The organism is Enterococcus sp. DIV0755b (assembly GCF_051713765.1).
Lineage (GTDB): Bacteria > Bacillota > Bacilli > Lactobacillales > Enterococcaceae > Enterococcus_C > Enterococcus_C canintestini.
In genome coordinates this window covers 248,148-269,381 of record NZ_JBIOQN010000001.1, presented here as the reverse complement: position 1 = coordinate 269,381, position 21,234 = coordinate 248,148, and the positions used below count along the sequence as shown (strand labels likewise).

At 37.8% G+C, this 21,234-nt stretch carries 21 protein-coding genes and 1 pseudogene; 19 read left to right on the top strand and 3 right to left on the bottom strand.

Features of this window, described 5'->3' with window-relative positions; translation table 11 throughout:
- The first annotated feature begins 150 nt into the window (after nucleotides 1-150).
- Together IGI65_RS01475 and IGI65_RS01470 are read left to right on the top strand one after the other, a co-directional pair.
- A pseudogene (locus IGI65_RS01475) lies at nucleotides 151-1,013 on the top strand (helix-turn-helix domain-containing protein).
- A 27-nt stretch (nucleotides 1,014-1,040) separates the two neighbouring features.
- A complete protein-coding gene (locus IGI65_RS01470) occupies nucleotides 1,041-1,568 on the top strand; it encodes a helix-turn-helix domain-containing protein (RefSeq protein WP_161999956.1) in 528 nt (175 codons plus the stop codon).
- 1 nt (nucleotide 1,569) lies between these two features.
- On the opposite strand, the gene IGI65_RS01465 is transcribed toward IGI65_RS01470, so the two are convergent.
- Nucleotides 1,570-2,055: a DUF5626 family protein gene (locus IGI65_RS01465; protein WP_438773008.1), complete on the bottom strand. Its 486-nt coding sequence runs from the start codon at nucleotides 2,053-2,055 to the stop codon at nucleotides 1,570-1,572.
- Nucleotides 2,056-2,298: 243 nt separating this feature from the next.
- On the opposite strand from IGI65_RS01465, the gene IGI65_RS01460 reads away from it, so the two are divergent.
- On the top strand, nucleotides 2,299-2,949 hold the full coding sequence (locus IGI65_RS01460) for a hypothetical protein (RefSeq protein ID WP_438773007.1): 651 nt from the start codon (nucleotides 2,299-2,301) through the stop codon (nucleotides 2,947-2,949).
- Between the two features lie 19 nt (nucleotides 2,950-2,968).
- Nucleotides 2,969-3,397: a hypothetical protein gene (locus tag IGI65_RS01455; protein WP_438773006.1), complete on the top strand. Its 429-nt coding sequence runs from the start codon at nucleotides 2,969-2,971 to the stop codon at nucleotides 3,395-3,397.
- A 223-nt stretch (nucleotides 3,398-3,620) separates the two neighbouring features.
- Here the strand turns inward: IGI65_RS01455 and guaA are convergent, their stop codons facing one another.
- The gene (guaA, locus tag IGI65_RS01450; RefSeq protein ID WP_438773005.1) at nucleotides 3,621-5,186 is read right to left on the bottom strand and encodes a glutamine-hydrolyzing GMP synthase; all 1,566 of its coding nucleotides are present in this window, start codon (nucleotides 5,184-5,186) and stop codon (nucleotides 3,621-3,623) included.
- Nucleotides 5,187-5,268: 82 nt separating this feature from the next.
- Nucleotides 5,269-6,192, bottom strand: coding sequence for a type I pantothenate kinase (gene coaA, locus IGI65_RS01445; protein ID WP_438773004.1), 924 nt, complete (start codon nucleotides 6,190-6,192; stop codon nucleotides 5,269-5,271).
- Nucleotides 6,193-6,429: 237 nt separating this feature from the next.
- Between coaA and IGI65_RS01440 the strand changes: the two genes are divergently transcribed.
- The 15 genes from IGI65_RS01440 to deoD all read left to right on the top strand — a co-directional run bounded on the left by IGI65_RS01440 (nucleotide 6,430) and on the right by deoD (nucleotide 21,226).
- Entirely contained in the window at nucleotides 6,430-7,002 is a 573-nt protein-coding gene (locus tag IGI65_RS01440) for an SGNH/GDSL hydrolase family protein (protein WP_438773003.1), read from the top strand.
- Nucleotides 7,003-7,006: 4 nt separating this feature from the next.
- Nucleotides 7,007-7,612 (top strand): class I SAM-dependent methyltransferase, encoded by a 606-nt coding sequence (locus IGI65_RS01435; RefSeq protein ID WP_438773002.1) that lies wholly within the window; start codon nucleotides 7,007-7,009, stop codon nucleotides 7,610-7,612.
- 430 nt (nucleotides 7,613-8,042) lie between these two features.
- A complete protein-coding gene (locus tag IGI65_RS01430) occupies nucleotides 8,043-8,321 on the top strand; it encodes a hypothetical protein (protein ID WP_438773001.1) in 279 nt (92 codons plus the stop codon).
- A 25-nt stretch (nucleotides 8,322-8,346) separates the two neighbouring features.
- The gene (locus tag IGI65_RS01425) at nucleotides 8,347-9,270 is read left to right on the top strand and encodes a LacI family DNA-binding transcriptional regulator (RefSeq protein ID WP_438773000.1); all 924 of its coding nucleotides are present in this window, start codon (nucleotides 8,347-8,349) and stop codon (nucleotides 9,268-9,270) included.
- Nucleotides 9,271-9,447: 177 nt separating this feature from the next.
- Entirely contained in the window at nucleotides 9,448-10,467 is a 1,020-nt protein-coding gene (locus tag IGI65_RS01420) for a LacI family DNA-binding transcriptional regulator (RefSeq protein WP_071864059.1), read from the top strand.
- Between the two features lie 124 nt (nucleotides 10,468-10,591).
- Entirely contained in the window at nucleotides 10,592-11,893 is a 1,302-nt protein-coding gene (locus IGI65_RS01415) for a pyrimidine-nucleoside phosphorylase (protein ID WP_438772999.1), read from the top strand.
- Nucleotides 11,894-12,024: 131 nt separating this feature from the next.
- Entirely contained in the window at nucleotides 12,025-12,687 is a 663-nt protein-coding gene (gene deoC / locus IGI65_RS01410) for a deoxyribose-phosphate aldolase (protein WP_071864057.1), read from the top strand.
- Between the two features lie 49 nt (nucleotides 12,688-12,736).
- A complete protein-coding gene (locus tag IGI65_RS01405) occupies nucleotides 12,737-13,135 on the top strand; it encodes a cytidine deaminase (RefSeq protein WP_095006480.1) in 399 nt (132 codons plus the stop codon).
- 78 nt (nucleotides 13,136-13,213) lie between these two features.
- Complete coding sequence (locus IGI65_RS01400; protein WP_412257404.1) at nucleotides 13,214-14,335, top strand: BMP family lipoprotein; 1,122 nt, start codon at nucleotides 13,214-13,216, stop codon at nucleotides 14,333-14,335.
- A gap of 262 nt (nucleotides 14,336-14,597) precedes the next feature.
- A complete protein-coding gene (locus tag IGI65_RS01395; protein WP_438774399.1) occupies nucleotides 14,598-16,160 on the top strand; it encodes an ABC transporter ATP-binding protein in 1,563 nt (520 codons plus the stop codon).
- Nucleotides 16,153-17,304: an ABC transporter permease gene (locus IGI65_RS01390; protein ID WP_438772998.1), complete on the top strand. Its 1,152-nt coding sequence runs from the start codon at nucleotides 16,153-16,155 to the stop codon at nucleotides 17,302-17,304. The genes IGI65_RS01395 and IGI65_RS01390 overlap by 8 nt, the downstream gene beginning before the upstream one ends.
- Nucleotides 17,304-18,257, top strand: a complete 954-nt coding sequence (locus IGI65_RS01385) for an ABC transporter permease (protein WP_438772997.1) — start codon at nucleotides 17,304-17,306, stop codon at nucleotides 18,255-18,257. The genes IGI65_RS01390 and IGI65_RS01385 overlap by 1 nt, the downstream gene beginning before the upstream one ends.
- A gap of 130 nt (nucleotides 18,258-18,387) precedes the next feature.
- Complete coding sequence (gene deoB, locus IGI65_RS01380) at nucleotides 18,388-19,554, top strand: phosphopentomutase (RefSeq protein WP_071864052.1); 1,167 nt, start codon at nucleotides 18,388-18,390, stop codon at nucleotides 19,552-19,554.
- A gap of 106 nt (nucleotides 19,555-19,660) precedes the next feature.
- On the top strand, nucleotides 19,661-20,479 hold the full coding sequence (locus tag IGI65_RS01375) for a purine-nucleoside phosphorylase (RefSeq protein ID WP_438772996.1): 819 nt from the start codon (nucleotides 19,661-19,663) through the stop codon (nucleotides 20,477-20,479).
- A 39-nt stretch (nucleotides 20,480-20,518) separates the two neighbouring features.
- A complete protein-coding gene (deoD, locus tag IGI65_RS01370) occupies nucleotides 20,519-21,226 on the top strand; it encodes a purine-nucleoside phosphorylase (RefSeq protein WP_071864050.1) in 708 nt (235 codons plus the stop codon).
- Nucleotides 21,227-21,234: the final 8 nt, after the last annotated feature.

Below are 21,234 nucleotides of genomic sequence, written 5' to 3'. Positions count from 1 at the left end.
TATACGATTGGGTTAAAAAAATATAGATGGCCATCTACGATTTGTATTTTATACGTTTATTTATACGAAGTCAAGAGATTTAGCAAAAAAATATATACGAAATTTTATACGAGTGATATAATAGGGAAAATGACAAGGAGGAAGTAATCTATGTTTGGCTTATTACAACCTGATAAAGTGAAGGTAGGACAACGAATCAAAGAAATCAAAGAGAGTATGAATCTGTCCTTTACAGAGTTAGGAAATCGCTTGGGGATAAAGAAACCAACAATCAGTTCCTATGTTCAAGGCTATGCGCTAGCTCCTGAAAGTGTCATTAATCAATTATCTAGTATTAGTGGGAAACCGGTAGGCTGGTTTTACTTTGGTGATATTGATGAATATATTGCGGACTATTTGCAGTTAAAAGGGCAGAATAGGATTGTGCAAGAACATCCAGAAGTTGTGAAAGAAATTAAAGAAGAGTTTTACACTGGGGAATTTAAAAATCCGGCATGGGAAAATGAAGTTGGTTATCCATGTGAGGAGTTTATGGATGATTATTTTTATGAACTGCAACAAGAAGTCATTAAAGAAGAACTTCAAAAAATGGTACGTGATCAGATAAAAAATTTACCGATTGCCGACGAATTATCTAAACAGAAGAAAGATGAGGCAGTCACCATTATTACGAGTGGTATCATCGAATACATGAATGTAGCCGGCGAATTTAACTATGAAAAAAAGATGATATGATAAAAGTAGTAAAAGAAGAGGTTGCGAAATTTGATTTTTTTGCAAATAGTAAATTTGAAGATAAATATTTGATTGGGAAATTGATCAATATACTTTCTGACAATCAGCAGACCATTCAGTTACTTAATCATTTGTCTAAAGAATTGACAGATAGAACATTTACAGGATTGTTTGGTGGCGAAGAGTTGGTGGAAACAATTCAGACATTAAGACCGGGGCTAATTAATCTGTCCAATAAAATTAGTGATGATCAGCTTGAGGATTGGTTTGAAAAGTAAACTTAATTTAAATTAGGGGTTGATGGTATGTCGCTAGGTGATCAATTGAGGCTGAACCGACAACGGATAGGGCTATCTCAGGGGGAAGTTGCAACTAAACTCAATATTACCCGTCAGTCTATTTCAAAATGGGAAACTGGTAAAGGGTATCCAGACTTAGATAATTTAGTTCTATTGAGTGAAATCTATAATGTTTCGATTGATGAGTTGCTTAAGGAAGATGAACGAAACAGAAATCGCAACGTAGACAATAGTAATGATACGATCTGTATTGAGGATAGTAAGATAGAGTCTAGAACAGAACCGCATAAAGAAATGAAAAGGGATGATAGTCTATTACTTATGATATTGGCAATAGTTTCTTGTGCTATACCGCCTTTAGGAATTATTATCCCTTTGATATTGTATAAAAAAATAACAACAACAGATAGATTTCATAAGTTACTGAAATTTATTTGTATCTGCTGCTGTCTTTTAAGCATATATAATAGCTTTTTATTGGCAAATTCTTGGATTTTTCACTATGGGGATAGTTCTGTTGAATTAGTAGAATAAATTAGAATCCAGATACTTTGAGGCTATTTCCAGAAATTATTGCTTTAATGCCATCTGAATTATTAACGTATCCTTTTGTCCAAATAAAAGAATAGCGACTTTCTTTTGAATTGATTAATCGTAAATTTTTTTGAGAGATAGTTCCGGTAGTAGGAATTGCATTACCTGAAAATACAGAGGTCATTTTGCCAGAGCTAATCTTTGTTTTAAAGCTGGCTTTCCAAGCATCTGGAGAAGAATATTTGATTAGGTAAGTACCAGATTTAATGGTTCGTAGTAAGTTAGTGGAGTAATCTGAAATCTCTTCGATAGATATTTCAATTATCCCTTCTTCGGTGGGGATATTAAAATATTGATCTCCATTTTGAATTAAGTCGTAAGATATTTCTACTTTGTTTTTTGAAGAAGTAATTTCGCTAGCAAAACTTATAGAACAACTCACAAAACTAGAAATAATAACGAATGCGAATAAAATTATTTTTTTCATTAAAAGAACTCCTTTCCATGTAGTTAACATACACGGAAAGGAGTTTCTTTTATAGCAACTAGTGGATGCAACCTAGCAACTGTTGGTTGCTATATAAATTAGTTGCTGAGTGTAAATTAATAGTTGCTAGGTTAAAAGAAAATTCAGTAATAATATAAAAATATAAATTACGAAAGGAGCTAGTGAAAAAAGTTAGAAAAGCTTGTTTAATGTATTCTATTTAAAGAGGAGAGTTGATTTGTTATGAAGAAAAAAATGATTCTATTTTCAACGTTTTTTTTGTTATTGATTTATCCATCTCAAGTATTTGCATCAAACTTAGAAAATGATGCTGCCAGGGAATTACTTAATCAGGCAGAGTTAGTTGCAAGCATAGCTAACCCGGATGAACAAGATAAAGAAGTAATTAAGCTACAAAAAATGTTAGAAAATTATGATGTAGATATTTCTGAATCATATTGGACTCCAGAAGAAAATGAAGCGTTGACACGTGGTTATGGACAGTGGCATGATTTAGGAAAAGGCTACAAGGTAAGGGTAGATAGACCGCATGGGAGTAATGACACAAAACCACATGTACATGTGAAAAAAGGAAATAAAGATGTTACTGAAAACGTTGATGGATCCAATTCTCACGGAACAAATATGACAAGAGGAGGAGTACCTAAAGATATTCAAAAAAAGGTTAAAGGGCTAAATGATTATAAAAAGGCTCAAAAAGATTTAAAAAGTATGAATGCAGCTCGTTCGAAAATTAAAGCTCGAAAATTAAATATGAAGAAAACGGCTGATATTGTAATTGCAATTGGAATATTTATTGCTGTAGTTGGCTTTGCAATTTTTGCTGCTTCTGCAATAGCTAGTTGGGGCGCGTTTTTCTTAGTATTCATTTAGATAAGGAGAATACCTATAAATGGAATATTTTGTTAATGATGAACACTGGGATATCGAAGGTTATTATAAAAATTTAGAACAATTATCTAAACGTTTGGGTACTTCATATCATTTTCTAAAAGATAATTCTCTTCATGACTATCGATTAGTAAAGATAGAAGTAGAAGAATTAGCAAATCTAGTAATAGAAGTCAATCTGTATTTACGTAATCTTTATGAAAATATTGACTATATTATTAAATGGAAAAATATACAGAAATTTTCTTTTCGGTATGATTGCTTACAGTACAAATTTGCTAATACGGATGATTTTGTTACAGATGACGGCTACGGGAGCGTTGCAGAAGATGAAATCACCGCCTATGATGACAAGTATTTGCAACATGAGCTTCTTTTTACTTCGAAAATGAAGCTCTACTTAGTGGGGGAAAGTGTTGAAGTATGTTAGGAACAACTATTAAAGTATTTTCAGTTGCTTGAAAAAAAGTTGAGCTAATTAGCTCTAAAAAGTAGTGAACAAAAGAAAAAGCCCTTGTCAGCCGTTAATCTGACAAGGGTTTTTTGGTAGGGAAAATGGTAGGGAACCATCTTATTTTTAATGAAAATCAAGTCTTTTAGCTATTGAAGAATGTTGATTTATCGGGATTCCCCTTCCATATTCTGTTGGCTCTTTATTCCCACTCCACAGTTGCAGGTGGCTTAGAGGTAATATCGTACACGATGCGGTTAACGTGATCTACTTCGTTAACGATGCGGACAGAAATTTTTTGCAATACATCCCAAGGGATACGGGCAAAATCGGCTGTCATTCCATCGATTGATGTTACTGCACGGATACCGACTGTGTAATCATAAGTTCTGCCATCACCCATAACACCGACAGAGCGGATGCCAGGTAATACAGTGAAGTATTGCCAGATGTCTCGATCAAGACCGGCTGCAGCGATTTCTTCTCGTAAAATGGCATCTGACTCACGGACGATTTCTAATTTTTCTTCGGTTAATTCACCTAAGACACGAATACCAAGACCTGGGCCTGGGAATGGTTGGCGCCAAACGATAGCATCGGGCATGCCTAGCTGTGTTCCTAATTCCCGCACTTCATCTTTAAATAAAGTGTTTAATGGTTCAATTAATTTGAACTGCATATCTTCAGGAAGACCACCAACATTATGGTGAGACTTAATGGTTTGGGCAGTTTCAGTTCCAGATTCGATTACGTCAGTGTAAAGTGTGCCTTGGGCTAAGAAGGAAATGCCTTCTTTACCGGCAAGTTTAGTTGCTTCATCGTCAAAGACGTAGACGAATTCATTCCCGATGATTTTGCGTTTTTGCTCAGGATCAGAGACACCTTTTAATTTGTCTAAGAAACGATCTTTGGCATCTACTTTAATAATGTTTAAACCAAATTTGCCGCCAAGACTTTCCATGACTTGTTTGCCTTCATCTTTACGCAACAAGCCGTGGTCTACAAAAATACAGGTTAATTGGTCGCCGATGGCTTTTTGTAATAAAACCCCAACAACAGAAGAATCTACCCCGCCTGATAGGCCAAGTAAAACTTTTTTGTCGCCAACAGTTTTGCGAATTTCAGCAATTTGCATGTCAATAAAGTTATCCATTGACCAGTCGCCTTTACATTGACAAACGTCCATTGCAAAGTGTCTTAATAATTCATTGCCGTGTTCTGAATGACGAACTTCAGCATGGAATTGGATACCGTAAATTTTGTCTGCTTTATTTTGGATGGAAGCAATTGGGCAATCTTTACTTGTTGCAACAACTTCAAAACCACTTGGTGTTTGGGTTACCAAGTCACCGTGGCTCATCCAAACGGTTTGTTTTTTCGGTGTGCCAGCAAAAAGCTCCGCGTCGTCTGCGGTTACTTCTAATTCGGCTTTACCATATTCTTTGTTTAATGCGGGCTCAACTTTACCACCTAATTTATAAGTGATTAGCTGCATGCCGTAACAAATACCTAAAACTGGGATTCCTAACTTCAAAATCTCTTCATCAATGCCAAAGGCGCCTTCATCATAAACGCTATTTGGTCCGCCAGAAAGAATAATTCCCTTTGGATTAATGGCTTTGACTTCTTCTGCAGTGATTTTGTGGCTCATCAATTCAGAAAAGACACCAAACTCACGGATGCGGCGTGTAATCAATTGGTTGTACTGGCTACCATAGTCTAAAACGATAATCTTTTCGACTGTGGGTAGGTGGTCAACATGTGTCACAGTTAAATCCCTCGATTCTTTAGATTATTTATTGTAAAGAAGTAAGCTTCTTACAAGCAGTTTAACAGGCATGAAAATAAAATCAATATTTTCGCAAATAGATTTCATCAATTAAATGATGGTTTGTTTTATGGAGAATTATATCTGCTCTGCTTCTAGTAGGCAAGATGTACTCCTCTAAATTTTTCAAATTCACATTTTGCCACACGTTTTCAGCCATAGCAAGCGCTTTTTTGCGGTCTCCAATAGCAAACTGATAGTAATAATTGGTTGGATCTAAAAAGGCGGTGTCGAGTAATTGTTCAAAGCGTTCCAGATACCATTGTTCAATTAATTCTGGGTTTGCATCCACAAAAAGAGAAAAGTCAAAAAAGTCGCTGACGTAAATTTGTTGATTTTGTGGCAGTTGTAAAGTATTGATTCCTTCAACGATTAAAATATCTGGTTGTTCAATTAATTCAAATTGATCGGGCACAATATCATAAACACTATGGGAGTAAACCGGCACTTTAATCTCTTTTTTGCCTGACTTGACTTCATTTAAAAATTGAATTAATCGCTCCATATCATAGCTTTCAGGAAAACCTTTGCGATCCATGATGCCTTTTTCTTGGAGTGTAGCATTAGGGTATAAAAAACCGTCTGTAGTTATCAATTGGACGTTGCGTCTTGGAAACAGGCGAGACAGCAAGGTTTGGACTAAGCGGGCAGTCGTTGATTTTCCTACAGCAACCGAACCGGCGATTCCAATAATAAAAGGCGGTGTTTTGACATAGCGATGTAAAAAAAGACCTTTACTTAAATTTAAAGATTCCGCTTCTTTCATATAAAGGTGAATCAAATGGCACAACGGAATATAAACATCTTCCACATCTTGCATGGATAAGCGATCATTTAAACTTTTAATGCCATCTAATTCTTCTTGGGTTAGTGGCATATTCTTACTATTGTAAAATCCTTGCCATTCTTGGCGCGAGATTTTGTAGTAATTGATTTTTTCCTCCATAAGCGACTCCTTTAGGTTGCTTTGCTACCATTAATTAATGCGTAATAAAAGATACTGACAAAATAATGGTGGACTACCTGATTGGCAGACTTCGCGAACATTTTAACACAAAACAGTCCGCTTTATTAGTGAAAACACAAATAAATGCAGTTTACCAACCTTTCTGCTAGTATAAAGAGGAAGAGTCTAACAAAAAGAGACAGAGTATGTGCGAAAATTAAAAAAGGAGCGAGGAAGATGAAAAAAATTGTCATCATGGGCGATAGCATCGCAGCTGGTTTTTTTGAAGGTGAAGTAACGAATTTGTTAAATGAATATGTTTTAGAAACTTTAACTGGCATGGGTTTTCCTGATTATACAGTCGTAAATTTAGGTGAAAGAGGAGCTTCAACGACTACAGCGTTAGAACAATTACCTAAAGCGGTGGCAGAAAATCCTGATTTTATCGCGCTAAATGTGGGGATTAATGACGCTTTAAATGATGGTCAAAATATCCAGGGCTATGGCGAAAACTTAAAGAAAATGATTGCTTCTTTCCCAGTTGAAAAAGTTATTTTGGTAGGACCGAGTTGGGTTGATTTTACAATTCGCACCATTGGCGATAAAGAAACACTACTAAAATACATTGCAATGGCAAAAGATATTGCACAAGAAACAGGGGTCAATTACATTGATATGTATCATCACATGTCAGTTTACCCAGAGCCAGAAGAATTTTTACAAAGTGATGGTTTACATCCTTCTAAATTTGGGTATCATTTATTAGGAGCTTTAATTGCTCGTGATATTAAAAATAAATTATTAGGATGAAATTATGAGTGATCATTATTATACCAACCAACCCCATGCGGCCCACGACTTTACTGAATTTGATTTTGAATTAAAAGGACATAAATTTCATTTTGTAACAGATAGTGGTGTTTTTTCCCGCAATACAATCGACTATGGTTCAAGAGTTTTAATTGAAACTTTTTCGGCTACGGATTTGCCTAAAGGGCCACTTTTAGACGTTGGTTGTGGCTATGGACCAATCGGTTTAACATTGGCCGCAACTACTGAGCGCTTTGTAGAAATGATCGATGTCAATCAACGTGCCATCGACTTAGCAAAACGCAATGCTGGGCGCAACCAGATTGAAAATGTGGTAATTCATGAAAGCAACATTTACGAAACTGTGAACGAGACAGCTTATGCGGCAATTTTAAGTAATCCGCCGATTCGCGCAGGTAAAAAAGTCGTCCACACGATTTTAAGTGACGCCTATCCGCTTTTAACAGAAGGTGGAACGCTAACTGTGGTCATTCAGAAAAAACAAGGTGCACCGAGCGCCGAGAAAAAAATGAAAGAAGTTTTTGGCAACTGCACAATTTTAACCAAAGATAAAGGCTACTATATTTTACAAAGCATCAAAGAAGATTAATGAAAAATCGTCAGCTTCTCGCAAACTTAATGAGGGGCTGGCGTTTTTTTGTAAGGCGGGATATATATTGATCTAGTTTTGCAAACGAAATCTTAGGGATATTCAGACGAAATGATACGAAATTGCCCCTCGAATTTCGTATCATTTTGCCTGAATGCTAAAGAGTTAAACGCATTTGTTTAGCTTTTCTATTGATCTAGCAGCATGAACGAATTCTCTGCGTTAATCAGCCGGAAATTTAAGAATTTTGCCAAACAATTTATCAAGATTATGGCTTATTACTTAAGAGCTAACCACGTTCATTCAGTTTTTCTGATAAAAAGTGAGTTTTTTTCCTTGCTCTGAAACGAGTTTCATAGATTATGCTTTGAATGTAGTTAAAAAAGCGCTTTTTAACCGGCAATCTGAAACGGAAATAGGAGGAAGGTTTATGTTTACTTATGTGAAATTAACTCAAAATGGCATTACGCAACTTTATTATGTGCAAGTGGAGATTAAAGCAGGAAAAATTATATTAACTGATGTTAGCGGCTTGCAATCAAAAGTGCTTTTAGCAGAAGATATTTGTAAACTAGATTGGCAGGTTTTTGATGAATATTATGGCGGTCGTCGCTTTTCTTTTGGCAAAGGAGAAATGAGTTGCCAAGTTTATGAAGCAGGCCTAGCTGTGATAGACTATCTTTATCAACAATTACCAGTAGCTGTCTAAGTAAGATAAATTAGAGGTGGGAAAAGTGGCAAATATTCGAGATATTGCAAAAATGACGGGGTATTCGGTGACGACCATTTCGCGGGTGATTAACAATCATCCTTATGTGGCAGAAGAAAAAAGACAAAAAGTTTTGGAAGTCATGAACGCCCTAGATTATAAGCCTAATCGAACGGCGCAAAATTTGAGCAAAGGCATTACGAAAAACGTGGGAGTTATCGTGCCTTTTGTCGATCACCCTTTTTATAATCAGTTATTAAAGGGAATTATGAAAGCCGCTTTTGCCCACCAATATAAAATTACATTATTACCGACAAATTATGACGAAAAATTGGAAAAAAGTTATCTGGAAGAATTAGCCGCTAAAAGTTTTGACGGTCTAATTGTCACCACGCGAGCCAATCATATGGATGTTTTTTTACCTTATTTAGCGAAAAATAATATTGTGTTTTGTGAAGCATCGGATTTAAAAGAAGTCCGTTTTGTCGCCATTGATCTGGCCGCTTCGTTAAAAGCCAGTATTCTATATTTAAAAAAGCAAGGTATAAAGCGTTTAGGCCTAACTTTAGGGCGTAGTAAACGGCTAAGTGGCAACTCAATTTTAACGATTGCCCAAAGCAAAAAGTATTTTCCTGCTTTTGATGAAGCGGATATTTTCTGGGACTGTATTCATGCTGAAGATGGTCTTCAAGCCGCGGAATTTTTCCAAAAGCGCCAAGTAGACGGGATTATTACTAATGGGGATGAAGTGGCAGCGATGATTTTAGCTCAATACCCGCCCGAGCAAAAGCCTTTTGTAATTGGTCGGGAGAATTTGTTAGTCAGCCAATTGTTGCAATTTTCGACTGTTGATCATCAATTAAAACAATGTGGCAAAGCGGCCTTCCAACTTTTTTATGAAGAAAAAAATGCTCAACTGACGATCCCACACCGCTTAATCATTCGTTAAAAATCTCTTCTGCCGATTTGGTGGAGGAGATTTTTTTGATGGAAAAAGGGGGGAAGATCTTTGATGCATGAATGTATTTTAGAAATGAAATAGCGCTTGTAATTTCTTACATCCTCTTTTAACTCCCTATTTTTTTAAAGTAGATTTTGGTACACTATTGCGTGTGGGGGGATAAAAATGAAGTTGACAATTAAGCAAATAGCAGAGATGGCGGGCGTTTCGGTGACGACGGTTTCGCAAATCTTAAATAACAAAGGAACACGTTTTAGTAGTGAAACACGACAAAGAGTTTGGGATATTGTGAATAAATACCATTATAAACCCGATTTTTTTGCCTCAAACTTAATTAATCGGCGTTCCAAAACGATTGGAATGATTATTCCAGATGTGACCGACTTTTTCTTTTCAAAAGTGGTGGAAGGCGCAGAACGCTATGTTAATCCACTCGGCTATATGATTATTCTTTGTAACTCCCAGCAAAGTCAGGAAAAAGAGATTACTTATCTGGAGGAATTGAGTCATCGTTCTGTCGATGGTGTTTTATTGGCGACACCGCATTTACTAGCAAGTGGCTATGAGTTGGGGAGTCCGATTTATAACAATATGCCAACGATTTTAATCGACCGTGGGATTAATCAGCGTAATAGTGGTCGTTTAATTGTGAAAGATTATGAAGGTGCTTACCAGGCGATTAATCATTTAATCTCACGAGGACATAAAAATATTGGTATGTTAAAGGAAAGTACGGGTTATTATCAACTCCAAGAACGTTTTAATGGTTACCGTCACTGTCTAAAAGATCACGGAATTGCTTATAAAAGTCGTTACGTGGTGGAAAATGAATTGACAGTAGCTGGTGGGTATCAGGCGGCTAAAGAATTACTACGGCAAAAAGAGTTAACGGCTATTTTTTGTAGCAACGATTCCATGGCGATTGGGTGTTACCAAGCTATTTACGAGTTAGGTAAAAAAGTACCAGAAGATATTTCTGTGATTGGTTTTGATGGTTTGAATTTAACAGAATACGTCACACCTCCACTGACAACGGTCTTACAGCCAGCTTTTGATATTGGTTTTTATGCCGCGAAGTTTTTAGTCGATGCAATTGAGTTTCCAGAACGTCGAATTCCGAATAAAGTATTTGATACTAAATTAATTATTCGTGAGAGTGTGAGGACCTTGACAAGCGAGAATTAATACAGTATATTGCTCCTGTAAGCGCTTTAGCGCGATGGAGTTTATTAGGTAAACTGTTTTACTAAAGTGGTTTACCAATCGAAAAATTGTTGTATAATGACACTGGACTTGAGGAGGAAAAAGCATGCGAATGGTCGATTTGATCGAAAAGAAGCGTGATGGTCAATTGTTATCTAAAGAAGAAATTGACTTTATTATTACGGAATACACTAAAGGTACAATTCCTGATTATCAAATGAGTGCCTTATTAATGGCAATTTATTTTACCGATATGACAGATGAGGAGATTACGAACTTAACCTTAGCGATGGCGCATTCTGGTGAAGTGATTGATTTGTCTTCTATTGACGGTATAAAAGTCGATAAACATTCTACTGGTGGTGTGGGAGACACGACGACTTTGGTTTTAGCTCCCCTTGTGGCAAGTGTCGGGGTTCCAGTCGCTAAAATGTCTGGTCGTGGTCTTGGTTTTACTGGTGGCACATTGGATAAATTAGAAGCAATTCCTGGTTTTAAAATTGAACTTACGGATGAAGAATTTATTCGGGTTGTAAATGAAAGTAAAGTAGCGGTGATTGGCCAATCAGGTGATTTAGCCCCTGCGGATAAAAAACTTTATGCCCTGCGAGATGTGACGGCGACAGTAAGCTCGATTCCATTAATAGCTAGCTCCATTATGAGTAAAAAAATTGCGGCCGGTGCAGATGCTATCGTCTTAGATGTAACTACAGGAGATGGCGCCTTTATGAAAGACATTAAAGATGCCCGCCGCCTTGCTCATACGATGGTACGAATTGGGAAATTAGCCAATCGCCAAGTAATGGCAGTAGTTTCTGATATGTCCCAACCTTTAGGTGAAGCCATTGGTAATAGTTTAGAAGTAGTGGAAGCAATTGAAACGCTACAAGGTAATGGCCCTGAAGATTTAGTCGAAATGTGTTATGCCTTAGGAAGCCAAATGGTAGTGTTAGCCAAACAAGCGCAAACATTAGAAGAGGCGCGGAAAATGTTAGCAGAAGCCCTATCTTCTGGTAAGGCATTAGCAAAATTCAAAGAGATGATTAAAAATCAAGGTGGCGACGAAACAATAGTTGATGCGCCCCAACGTTTACTAACCGCTCAATATGAGATTGCTTTACCGGCTAAAAAAAGCGGGGTAGTGACCCAACTTGTTGCCAATGAAATTGGTATTGCCGCCATGCTTTTAGGGGCGGGAAGAAAAACCAAAGAAGATGAAATTGACTATGCAGTCGGGTTAAAACTGCATAAAAAAGTTGGTGACAAAGTAGCAAAAGGTGAATCGTTACTGACAATTTACAGCAACACAGAAGATGTCACAAATGTTAAAGAATTGCTTTATAACAATATTACCATTGGTGAAAACGGTAGTGAACCACCACTTATTCATGACATTATTACTGAATAAGTGTCTTTACAGGAATCATTTTTTGATTAGCTGAATACATGGTAAAATAAGTATGATGAAAGTTTTTTAAAAAATTGGGTTTTGTAAAGGATAAAAAAATTTACAAACTAAATATTTAGGAGTTGTCCAAAATGGAATTAAATCGCATGATTGACCACACTATTTTAAAAGCAGACGCGACACAAGAAGACGTATTGCGAATTATTGAAGAAGCAAAAAAATATCATTTTTATTCTGTCTGCATCAATCCAACGTGGGTAAGTTTTGCAGCGGAACAATTAAAAGGTGAACCAACAGCGGTTTGTACCGTAATTGGGTTTCCTTTAGGTGCAAATACATCTGAAGTGAAAGCCTATGAAACAACAGATGCGATTCATAATGGTGCTGATGAAGTTGATATGGTCATTAATGTTGGTGCGTTAAAATCTGCCCAATACAAAAAAGTACAACAAGATATTGAAGCAGTGGTTCATGCTGCTAAAGATAAAGCGTTAGTCAAAGTAATTATTGAAACGGCGCTGTTAACGAATGAAGAAATTGTCAAAGCTTGTGAGCTAGCCAAAGCTGCGGGAGCGGATTTTGTTAAGACATCTACTGGTTTTTCAACTGGTGGGGCAACGGTAGAAGATGTTCGTTTAATGCGTCAAACTGTAGGACCTGAAATGGGTGTGAAAGCATCTGGTGGCATCCACAACGAACAAGAAGCAATGGCAATGGTGGAAGCTGGTGCTAACCGCTTAGGTACTTCTGCTAGTATTGCGATTGTAACTGGTGCACAAGGTGGCGGCTATTAAACGCAATTAATATGCAATCTGAGATCTATAATTAAGGTCAGGTGAAAAAATGAAAGCAAAAGAAGAATGGATTGAAGTGGCTACAGATGCGCTAACAAAAGCCTATGTGCCTTATTCTCATTTTCCTGTGGGGGCTTGTTTAGTCACAAAACAAGGCAAAGTTTATCAAGGGCTAAATATTGAAAATGCTTCTTATGGGCTAGCCAATTGCGCCGAGCGGACCGCTTTTTTTAAAGCAGTTTCTGAAGGCGAAAGAGAATTTAGTCATTTAGTGGTAGCTGGAAATACGCCAGAACCCATTTCACCATGTGGCGCTTGTCGCCAAGTGATGGCAGAATTTTGCCCGCCGGATATGCCTGTTACATTAGTGGGTAAAAACGGTGTAACAAAAGAGATGACAGTAGGAGAATTATTACCATATTCTTTTACTGACAAAGATTTTGACTAGTTTTGACTAGTCGCTAACTATGTTCATTCAGTCATTCGGGCTGTTGAAAAAAACTTACTTTTAGGGGGCTTTACAGAAATGAAAAAAGCAAAATTATTTGGTCTGGCAACAGTTGCGTTAGCATCAATCATGTTGTTGGGTGCCTGCGGTAGCGGCGGTAGCAACAGCACTGATAGCACAGGTGGCGGTTCAGATGAAGGCAAAGATCCAAAACACAGTGCAGCAATCGTAACAGATATTGGCGGGATTGATGACCGTTCTTTCAACCAATCTGCTTGGGAAGGTTTACAAGCTTGGGGTAAAGAACACAAGTTGGAAAAAGGTGTGGGCGGTTTTAACTACTTCCAATCAAATGATGCGTCACAATACACAACAAACATTGACAATGCTGTTTCAAATGGTTTTAAAACTGTCTTTGGTGTAGGTTATTTATTAACAGATGCAATCAGCCAAGCAGCAGATCAAAATCCTGATACTAATTTTGTTATCATCGACAGCGTTATCGATGGCAAAAACAACGTCGCTTCTGCAACTTTTAAAGATAATGAAGCTTCTTATTTAGCAGGTTACGCAGCAGCTTATACAACAAAAACTAATAAAGTTGGTTTTATCGGTGGTGAAGAAGGTGCCGTAATCGACCGCTTCGATGCTGGTTTCACACAAGGTGTTAAAGATGCAGCGAAAAAATTAAACAAAGAAATTACAATTGAAAACGAATATGCAGCTTCATTTAACGATGCCGCTAAAGGGAAAGCTTTAGCAGCAGCAATGTACCGTGATGGCGTAGACGTAATTTTCCACGCTTCTGGTGGTACTGGTGCCGGTGTCTTTTCTGAAGCAAAAGAATTAAACAAAAAATCAACTGAAGCAGAATTAAAAGACAACAAAGTTTGGGTTATCGGTGTAGATAGCGACCAAGAAGCAGAAGGTAAATTTGAAACTGCCGATGGTAAAGAAGACAATTGTACACTGGCTTCTACGCTTAAAGGTGTTGGTGCAGCAGTACAAGATATTTCTAACCGTGCTTTAGAAGACAAATTCCCTGGTGGCGAACACTTAGTATATGGTCTTAAAGACGGCGGTGTTGATTTAACAGAAGGTTTCTTATCAGACGATGCTAAAAAAGCAATTGACGAAGTGAAAACTGAAGTTGCTGACGGTAAAGTTGAAGTTCCTGAAACACCAAAAGATGTTAAATAATTAATTTTTCAGGTCTTGTCTGTTTGACGGGCAAGACCTGATTTTTCAATTGATTTCTTTAATAGTGAGTTTGACTGGCTTAAATTTACGCGCAAAAAACGGTAAAGTAAGCCAAACTTAGTTTTAAGGAAAGCAATTTCCTGGCGGGAATGCCGCAAAAATTTTTGCATTTATAGATAACGTATTTCATTTTACAAGTTGCGCAAGACAAAAAGTAAGGATGTGAAAAAATTTGGCACAAGAAGAGAAATATGTCATTGAGATGCGACATATCACCAAAGCTTTTGGCGATTTCAAAGCCAATGACGATATCAATCTACGGGTCAAACCAGGAGAAATTCACGCTCTCTTAGGAGAAAATGGTGCCGGTAAGTCAACCTTGATGAATGTTTTGTCCGGATTATTAGAGCCTACTTCTGGCGATATTTTTATGAAAGGGCAAAAAGTGAATATCACGAGCCCAACTGCTGCCAATAAGTTAGGTATCGGTATGGTGCATCAACACTTTATGTTAGTGGATGCTTTTACTGTAACTGAAAATATCGTATTAGGCAGTGAACCGACAAAAGGCGGCGTCATTGATCGGAAAAAAGCACGGGAAGAAATCATGCGGGTTTCTGAACAATATGGTTTAGCTGTTGATCCGGATGCCTATGTGCGGGATATTTCAGTCGGGATGCAACAACGGGTAGAAATTTTAAAAACTTTGTATCGTGGTGCCGAAGTGTTGATTTTTGACGAACCAACGGCCGTTTTAACGCCTCAAGAAATTGATGAATTAATTGCTATCATGCATGGGTTAGTTAAAGAAGGCAAATCCATTATTTTAATTACTCACAAATTGGATGAAATCAAAAAAGTTGCCGATCAATGTACCGTCATTAGACGTGGTAAAGGAATTGGCACGGTGGCAGTTAAAGATGTGACCAGTCAAGAATTAGCCGATATGATGGTAGGACGTGCTGTTTCGTTTAAAACACCGAAAAAAGATGCCAATCCGCAAGAAGTTATTTTGTCAGTTGAAAATCTAGTTGTAAAAGAAAGCCATGGTTTAGAAGCGGTGAAAAATTTAAGCTTACAAGTGCGGGCAGGAGAAGTTTTAGGGATTGCCGGAATTGACGGCAATGGTCAGTCTGAACTGATTCAAGCACTAACGGGATTGCGGAAAGTCGAAAGTGGTAAAGTCTTTTTAGATGGCGATGATATTACCAATAAAAAACCACGGCAAATCGTGGAAAAAGGGGTCGGCCATGTACCGGAAGACCGGCATAAATATGGGCTTGTCTTAGAGATGACATTAGCTGAAAATATGGCATTACAAACGTATTATCAAGAACCGTTAAGCAAAAATGGTTTTTTAAATTATAGTGAAATTAACGAAAAAGCCCGGGACTTAATTAAAGAATACGATGTGCGGACCACAAATGAATTGGTGCCTGCTAAAGCATTATCTGGTGGGAATCAACAAAAAGCAATTATCGCACGAGAAGTAGATCGCGATCCGGATTTACTAATTGTTGCCAATCCGACGCGTGGATTAGACGTAGGCGCGATTGAATTTATCCACAAACGTTTAATTGAACAACGGGATAAATTTAAAGCTGTCTTATTGGTTAGTTTTGAATTAGAAGAAATTTTGAATGTTTCAGACCGGATTGTTGTGTTGCATGCTGGTGAAATTGTCGGAGAAGTTAATCCTAAAGAAACTAGTGAAAAAGAACTTGGTTTATTAATGGCAGGGTATTCCTTAGAAGAAGCACGGGCTGAATTAATTAAAGAAAACAAACAAGCGCAAACTGAGGAAGTAGGTGAGGCAGTTGAATAATCGTTCCGAAAAAATTCGAAATATGTTGGTGCCGATTATCGCTGTATTACTTGGTTTTGTAATTGGCGGCATCATTATGGCAGCTTTTGGTTTTAGTCCAATGGCCGGTTATAGTCAAATGATTAAAACGGCCTTTTTAAATCCCCAAACCGGTGCCATTAATCCGCGGAATATCGGTGAAATTTTTGTGACGGCAGGACCGTTAATTTTTACCGCACTTGGTTTTTCAGTGGCAAATTCGGCTGGCTTTTTCAATATCGGTCTTTCCGGTCAAGCCCTTTGTGGCTGGGTGGCTAGTATTTGGGTCGCTTTAGCCATGCCAGATGCGCCAAAAATTGTTGTTTTACCTTTAGCGATTCTTGCCGGTGCGTTTTCTGGGGCAGTGGCAGCTGCAATTCCAGGGGTATTGCGAGCGTTGTTTGGTACAAGTGAAGTTATTGTAACGATTATGATGAACTACATTTTGTTATATACCAGTACACATATCGTCAATAATGTGATGGACGAAAAGTTGATGAGCAATAAAGGGGTCACCAAAATGATTGGAGCAAACGGTTCATTACGGACTAACTTTTTGACGGAAATTTCCAATCACTCCCGTTTAAACATGGGGATCTTTCTGGCTTTGATTTTCCTAGTTCTCGTTTACTTTTTAATGAAGAAAACAACATTGGGCTATGAAATTCGTTCAGTTGGGTTAAATCCCTTCGCTTCAGAATACGCGGGGATGAGTAGTAAGCGCACGATCATTATCTCGATGGTAATCTCAGGCTTTTTAGCAGGTCTTGGTGGTGTCGTTCAAGGCTTAGGAACCTTCCAAAACTTCTTTATCCAAGGAACATCACTGTCCATCGGGTTTGATGGAATGGCCGTTTCGTTATTAGGGAGTGGTAGTTCAGTCGGAATTTTATTGTCGGCGCTATTGTTTAGTATTTTAAAACTTGGCGGCCAAGGGATGCAGGTAGCAGGTATTCCATCTGAATTAGTCGATGTGAATATTGCGATTATTATTTTCTTTGTCGGAATTAGTTTTGTGATCCGTTTTGTATTGGCAAAATTCTTTGGTACTAAAAAAGAAGTTGCGGTAGTAGAAGAAGTGGAAGCTAATCCAAGTGATCAAGATGAAGAAGGAGGGAAAATCTAATGAGTATTGATTTGATTGCCTCAATTTTAACCCAAACCTTGATTTATTCAGCGCCTTTAATCTTGACAGCTTTGGGTGGTGTTTTCTCAGAGCGTAGCGGGATTGTTAACGTGGGATTAGAAGGAATCATGGTAATGGGGGCCTTTACCTCCATCGTGTTCAACTTGGAGATGTATGATCAATTAGGTGCGATGACACCTTGGTTAGGTATTTTAGTGGGCGGTTTAGCCGGAGTTATCTTTGCACTTTTACATGCAGTAGCAACAATTAACTTTCGGGCTGATCATATCATTTCTGGTACGGTTATGAACTTAATGGCGCCTGCTTTAGCTGTCTTTTTAGTTAAAGCTATTTATGGTAAAGGACAAACAGATAACATTGATGGCACGTTAGGTTACTTTAGTTTTCCTGTCTTAAAAGATATTCCAGTCATTGGACCAATTTTCTTTAAAGATACTTTTTTACCAGCTTATGTGGCGATTTTAATTGCGGTTTTAGCTTGGTTTATTATCTTTAAAACAAAATTTGGCCTGCGTCTGCGTTCAGTCGGGGAACATCCCCAAGCGGCAGATACATTAGGGATTAACGTCTATCTTATGCGTTATTCTGGCGTATTAATTTCTGGTTTTCTTGGTGGTATGGGTGGTGCTGTTTTTGCACAATCTATTTCCGGCCGTTTTGCGGTAACTACAATTGCTGGTCAAGGGTTCATTTCCATGGCGGCAATGATTTTTGGTAAATGGAATCCACTTGGTGCGATGGGGGCAGCTTTATTCTTTGGCTTTGCGCAAAATATCAGTATCGCGGGTTCAAAATTGCCAATCATCTCTTCAATTCCAGATGTTTACTTGCAAGCAGCACCATATGTATTAACCATTTTAGTCTTGGTAATCTTCTTAGGGAAAGCTTCTGGCCCTAAAGCTAATGGTACAAATTATATTAAATCAAAATAGTTTATTTAAAGGGTGGGACTAAGGGACATTGTTGCTTTGTTCTGCCCTTTTTAGTTGTTTACAACTGTCAAATAAGGCAACTATCTAGTAAGATAGAGATAACTTAAAATTATAGAAAGTAGGGAATAAAATGTTTAAACGTGTACATTTAATCGTCATGGATTCAGTTGGAATTGGTGAAGCGCCAGATGCTGAAAAATTTGGTGATGTCGGTGCCGATACATTAGGACACATTGCTAAAGAAGCTGGTTTAACTATTCCTCATTTGGAACAATTGGGCTTAGGCAGCATTCGCCCACTAGCCGGTGTAAAAGATGAAAAAGACCACCAAGGCTATGCGACAAAATTAGAAGAAATTTCTGTTGGTAAAGACACAATGACAGGTCATTGGGAAATTATGGGACTAAATATTAAAAAGCCTTTTCGTGTTTTTCCTAATGGCTTTCCTGATGAATTATTAAAACAAATTGAAGATTTTTCTGGTCGTAAAGTTGTCTGCAACAAACCTTATTCTGGGACAGAAGTAATTAACGATTACGGCGAACATCAAATGAAAACAGGAGACTTGATTGTTTATACGTCAGCTGATCCGGTATTACAAATCGCAGCTCACGAAGAAATCATTCCTTTAGAAGAATTGTATCGTATTTGCCAGTTTACACGGGATATTACCAAAGATGAACCTTATATGATTGGCCGCATTATCGCCCGACCTTATGTTGGCGAACCAGGTAATTTCACCCGCACTAGCAATCGTCATGACTACGCCTTAGATCCTTTTGGAAAAACGGTGTTGGATTCACTAAAAGATAATGGCAAAGATGTAATTGCCGTTGGTAAAATTAATGATATCTTTAATGGTCAAGGGATTACAGAAGCGATTCGCACTAAGAGCAATATGGATGGCGTCGATCAATTATTAACGGTAATGAAAAAAGACTTTACCGGTTTAAGTTTTACAAACTTAGTTGATTTTGATGCATTATATGGTCATCGTCGTGATGTTGTCGGTTATGCTCATGCGATTGAAGATTTTGATTTGCGGATTCCAGAAATTTTAGACAATCTAGCTGAAGATGATTTGTTGTTAATTACCGCTGATCACGGCAATGACCCGACTTTTTCAGGAACTGACCATACACGAGAATATGTACCATTGTTAGCTTACAGTAAAAAAATGCAAGGACAAGGCGCTTTGCCGCAAGGTTTTTATGCAGATATTGCGGCAACTATTGCAGAAAACTTTGCGGTTCCTGCGACAGAAAATGGCAAAAGTTTCTTAGCCGCTTTAAAATAGTTTTTTTGCTTAGTGATAGTTAACAAACGTATTTTTAGCAACTAGCTTATTTTAAGCGTGTAAGAAAACAAACCGCTTATTTAAATTTTATTTAGTGGAGGTCTTTATGACAGCGATTTTAGCACAATTAAAAGAAACAACTGATTTTATTAAAGAACAAGGGGTAAAAGACGTTGAATTTGGCTTAATCTTAGGTTCTGGTTTAGGAGAATTGGCCGAAGAAATCGAAAATCCGGTAGTCATTCCATATAATGAAATTCCGCATTTTCCCATTTCCACGGTTGTCGGTCATGCAGGACAATTAGTTTATGGCCAGTTAGCCGGTAAAAAAGTATTAGCGATGCAAGGACGTTTCCATTATTATGAAGGAAACGCAATGCAAACAGTGACTTATCCTGTGCGGGTCATGAAAGCACTAGATGCGCATTCAGTCATTGTGACCAATGCCTGTGGTGGAGTAAATGAAACATTTGCGCCTGGTGATTTAATGTTAATTACTGACCACATTAACTTTATGGGGGCAAACCCTTTAATTGGCCCAAATGAAGATACATTGGGACCGCGCTTTCCAGATATGAGCCAAGCTTATTCACCTGAATATATGACAGTTGCTAAAGAAGTAGCCAAAGCTTCTGGGTTGCATTTAAAAGAAGGCGTATATATGGGTTTTTCTGGTCCAACTTATGAAACACCTGCTGAAATTCGTTTTGCTCGTACGATAGGAGCAGATGCGGTAGGGATGTCTACTGTGCCAGAAGTAATCGTTGCCGCCCACAGTGGTTTGAAAGTTTTAGGGATATCTTGTATCACTAATCTGGCTGCTGGAATGCAAAAAAATCTGAACCACGAAGAAGTTGTCGAAACCACTGAACGTGTGAAAGCAGAATTCAAAGCTTTAGTAAAAGAAACATTAGCCCAGTTATAAAAAAGTTAAACTGACATTTACCCAGAAAGGAAGTTATTCATGAGCGTTCATATTGAAGCACAAGCCGGTGAAATTGCCGATAAAATTTTGTTACCAGGAGATCCGTTACGGGCCAAATATATTGCCGAAACATTTTTAGAAGATCCCATTTGCTATAATAATGTGCGGGGCATGTTAGGCTATACCGGAATTTATAAAGGAGAACGTGTTTCTGTTCAAGGAACAGGGATGGGGATGCCTTCTGCGAGTATTTATGCCCATGAGTTAATCAACTCTTATGGTGTGAAAAAATTGATTCGAGTAGGAACTTGTGGCGCTTTATCAGAAGATGTACACGTCAGAGATTTAATTATTGCCCAAGCTGCTACCACCAGCTCTTCGATTGTCCAAAAGAACTTTCAATCGTTTCATTATGCGCCAATTGCTGATTTTGAACTATTGAAAAATTCTTATGAAATCGCCCAAGCCAAAGGTTTTACGACTCACGTTGGGAATATTTTATCAGAAGATACTTTTTATAAAGATGATTTAACTGAAACATTTGCCTTAGCTGATATGGGAATCTTAGGTGTGGAAATGGAAGCAGCGGCACTTTATTATTTAGCGGCTAAATTCCACGTTAAAGCGTTAGCTATTTGCACGGTAAGTGACCACATGATTACCGGTGAAGAAACAACTGCTGAAGAACGCCAAGTAACCTTTAATGATATGATTGAAGTCGGCTTAGAAACAGCAATTAAAGATTAAGAAAAAAG

Coding starts and splice junctions, on each gene's coding strand:
- IGI65_RS01470 (WP_161999956.1), top strand. CDS start 1,041: ATGTCGCTAGGTGATCAATTGAGGCTGAACCGACAACGGATAGGGCTA.
- IGI65_RS01465 (WP_438773008.1), bottom strand. CDS start 2,055: ATGAAAAAAATAATTTTATTCGCATTCGTTATTATTTCTAGTTTTGTG.
- IGI65_RS01460 (WP_438773007.1), top strand. CDS start 2,299: ATGAAGAAAAAAATGATTCTATTTTCAACGTTTTTTTTGTTATTGATT.
- IGI65_RS01455 (WP_438773006.1), top strand. CDS start 2,969: ATGGAATATTTTGTTAATGATGAACACTGGGATATCGAAGGTTATTAT.
- coaA (WP_438773004.1), bottom strand. CDS start 6,192: ATGGAGGAAAAAATCAATTACTACAAAATCTCGCGCCAAGAATGGCAA.
- IGI65_RS01440 (WP_438773003.1), top strand. CDS start 6,430: ATGAAAAAAATTGTCATCATGGGCGATAGCATCGCAGCTGGTTTTTTT.
- IGI65_RS01435 (WP_438773002.1), top strand. CDS start 7,007: ATGAGTGATCATTATTATACCAACCAACCCCATGCGGCCCACGACTTT.
- IGI65_RS01430 (WP_438773001.1), top strand. CDS start 8,043: ATGTTTACTTATGTGAAATTAACTCAAAATGGCATTACGCAACTTTAT.
- IGI65_RS01420 (WP_071864059.1), top strand. CDS start 9,448: ATGAAGTTGACAATTAAGCAAATAGCAGAGATGGCGGGCGTTTCGGTG.
- IGI65_RS01415 (WP_438772999.1), top strand. CDS start 10,592: ATGCGAATGGTCGATTTGATCGAAAAGAAGCGTGATGGTCAATTGTTA.
- deoC (WP_071864057.1), top strand. CDS start 12,025: ATGGAATTAAATCGCATGATTGACCACACTATTTTAAAAGCAGACGCG.
- IGI65_RS01405 (WP_095006480.1), top strand. CDS start 12,737: ATGAAAGCAAAAGAAGAATGGATTGAAGTGGCTACAGATGCGCTAACA.
- IGI65_RS01400 (WP_412257404.1), top strand. CDS start 13,214: ATGAAAAAAGCAAAATTATTTGGTCTGGCAACAGTTGCGTTAGCATCA.
- IGI65_RS01395 (WP_438774399.1), top strand. CDS start 14,598: ATGCGACATATCACCAAAGCTTTTGGCGATTTCAAAGCCAATGACGAT.
- IGI65_RS01385 (WP_438772997.1), top strand. CDS start 17,304: ATGAGTATTGATTTGATTGCCTCAATTTTAACCCAAACCTTGATTTAT.
- deoB (WP_071864052.1), top strand. CDS start 18,388: ATGTTTAAACGTGTACATTTAATCGTCATGGATTCAGTTGGAATTGGT.
- IGI65_RS01375 (WP_438772996.1), top strand. CDS start 19,661: ATGACAGCGATTTTAGCACAATTAAAAGAAACAACTGATTTTATTAAA.
- deoD (WP_071864050.1), top strand. CDS start 20,519: ATGAGCGTTCATATTGAAGCACAAGCCGGTGAAATTGCCGATAAAATT.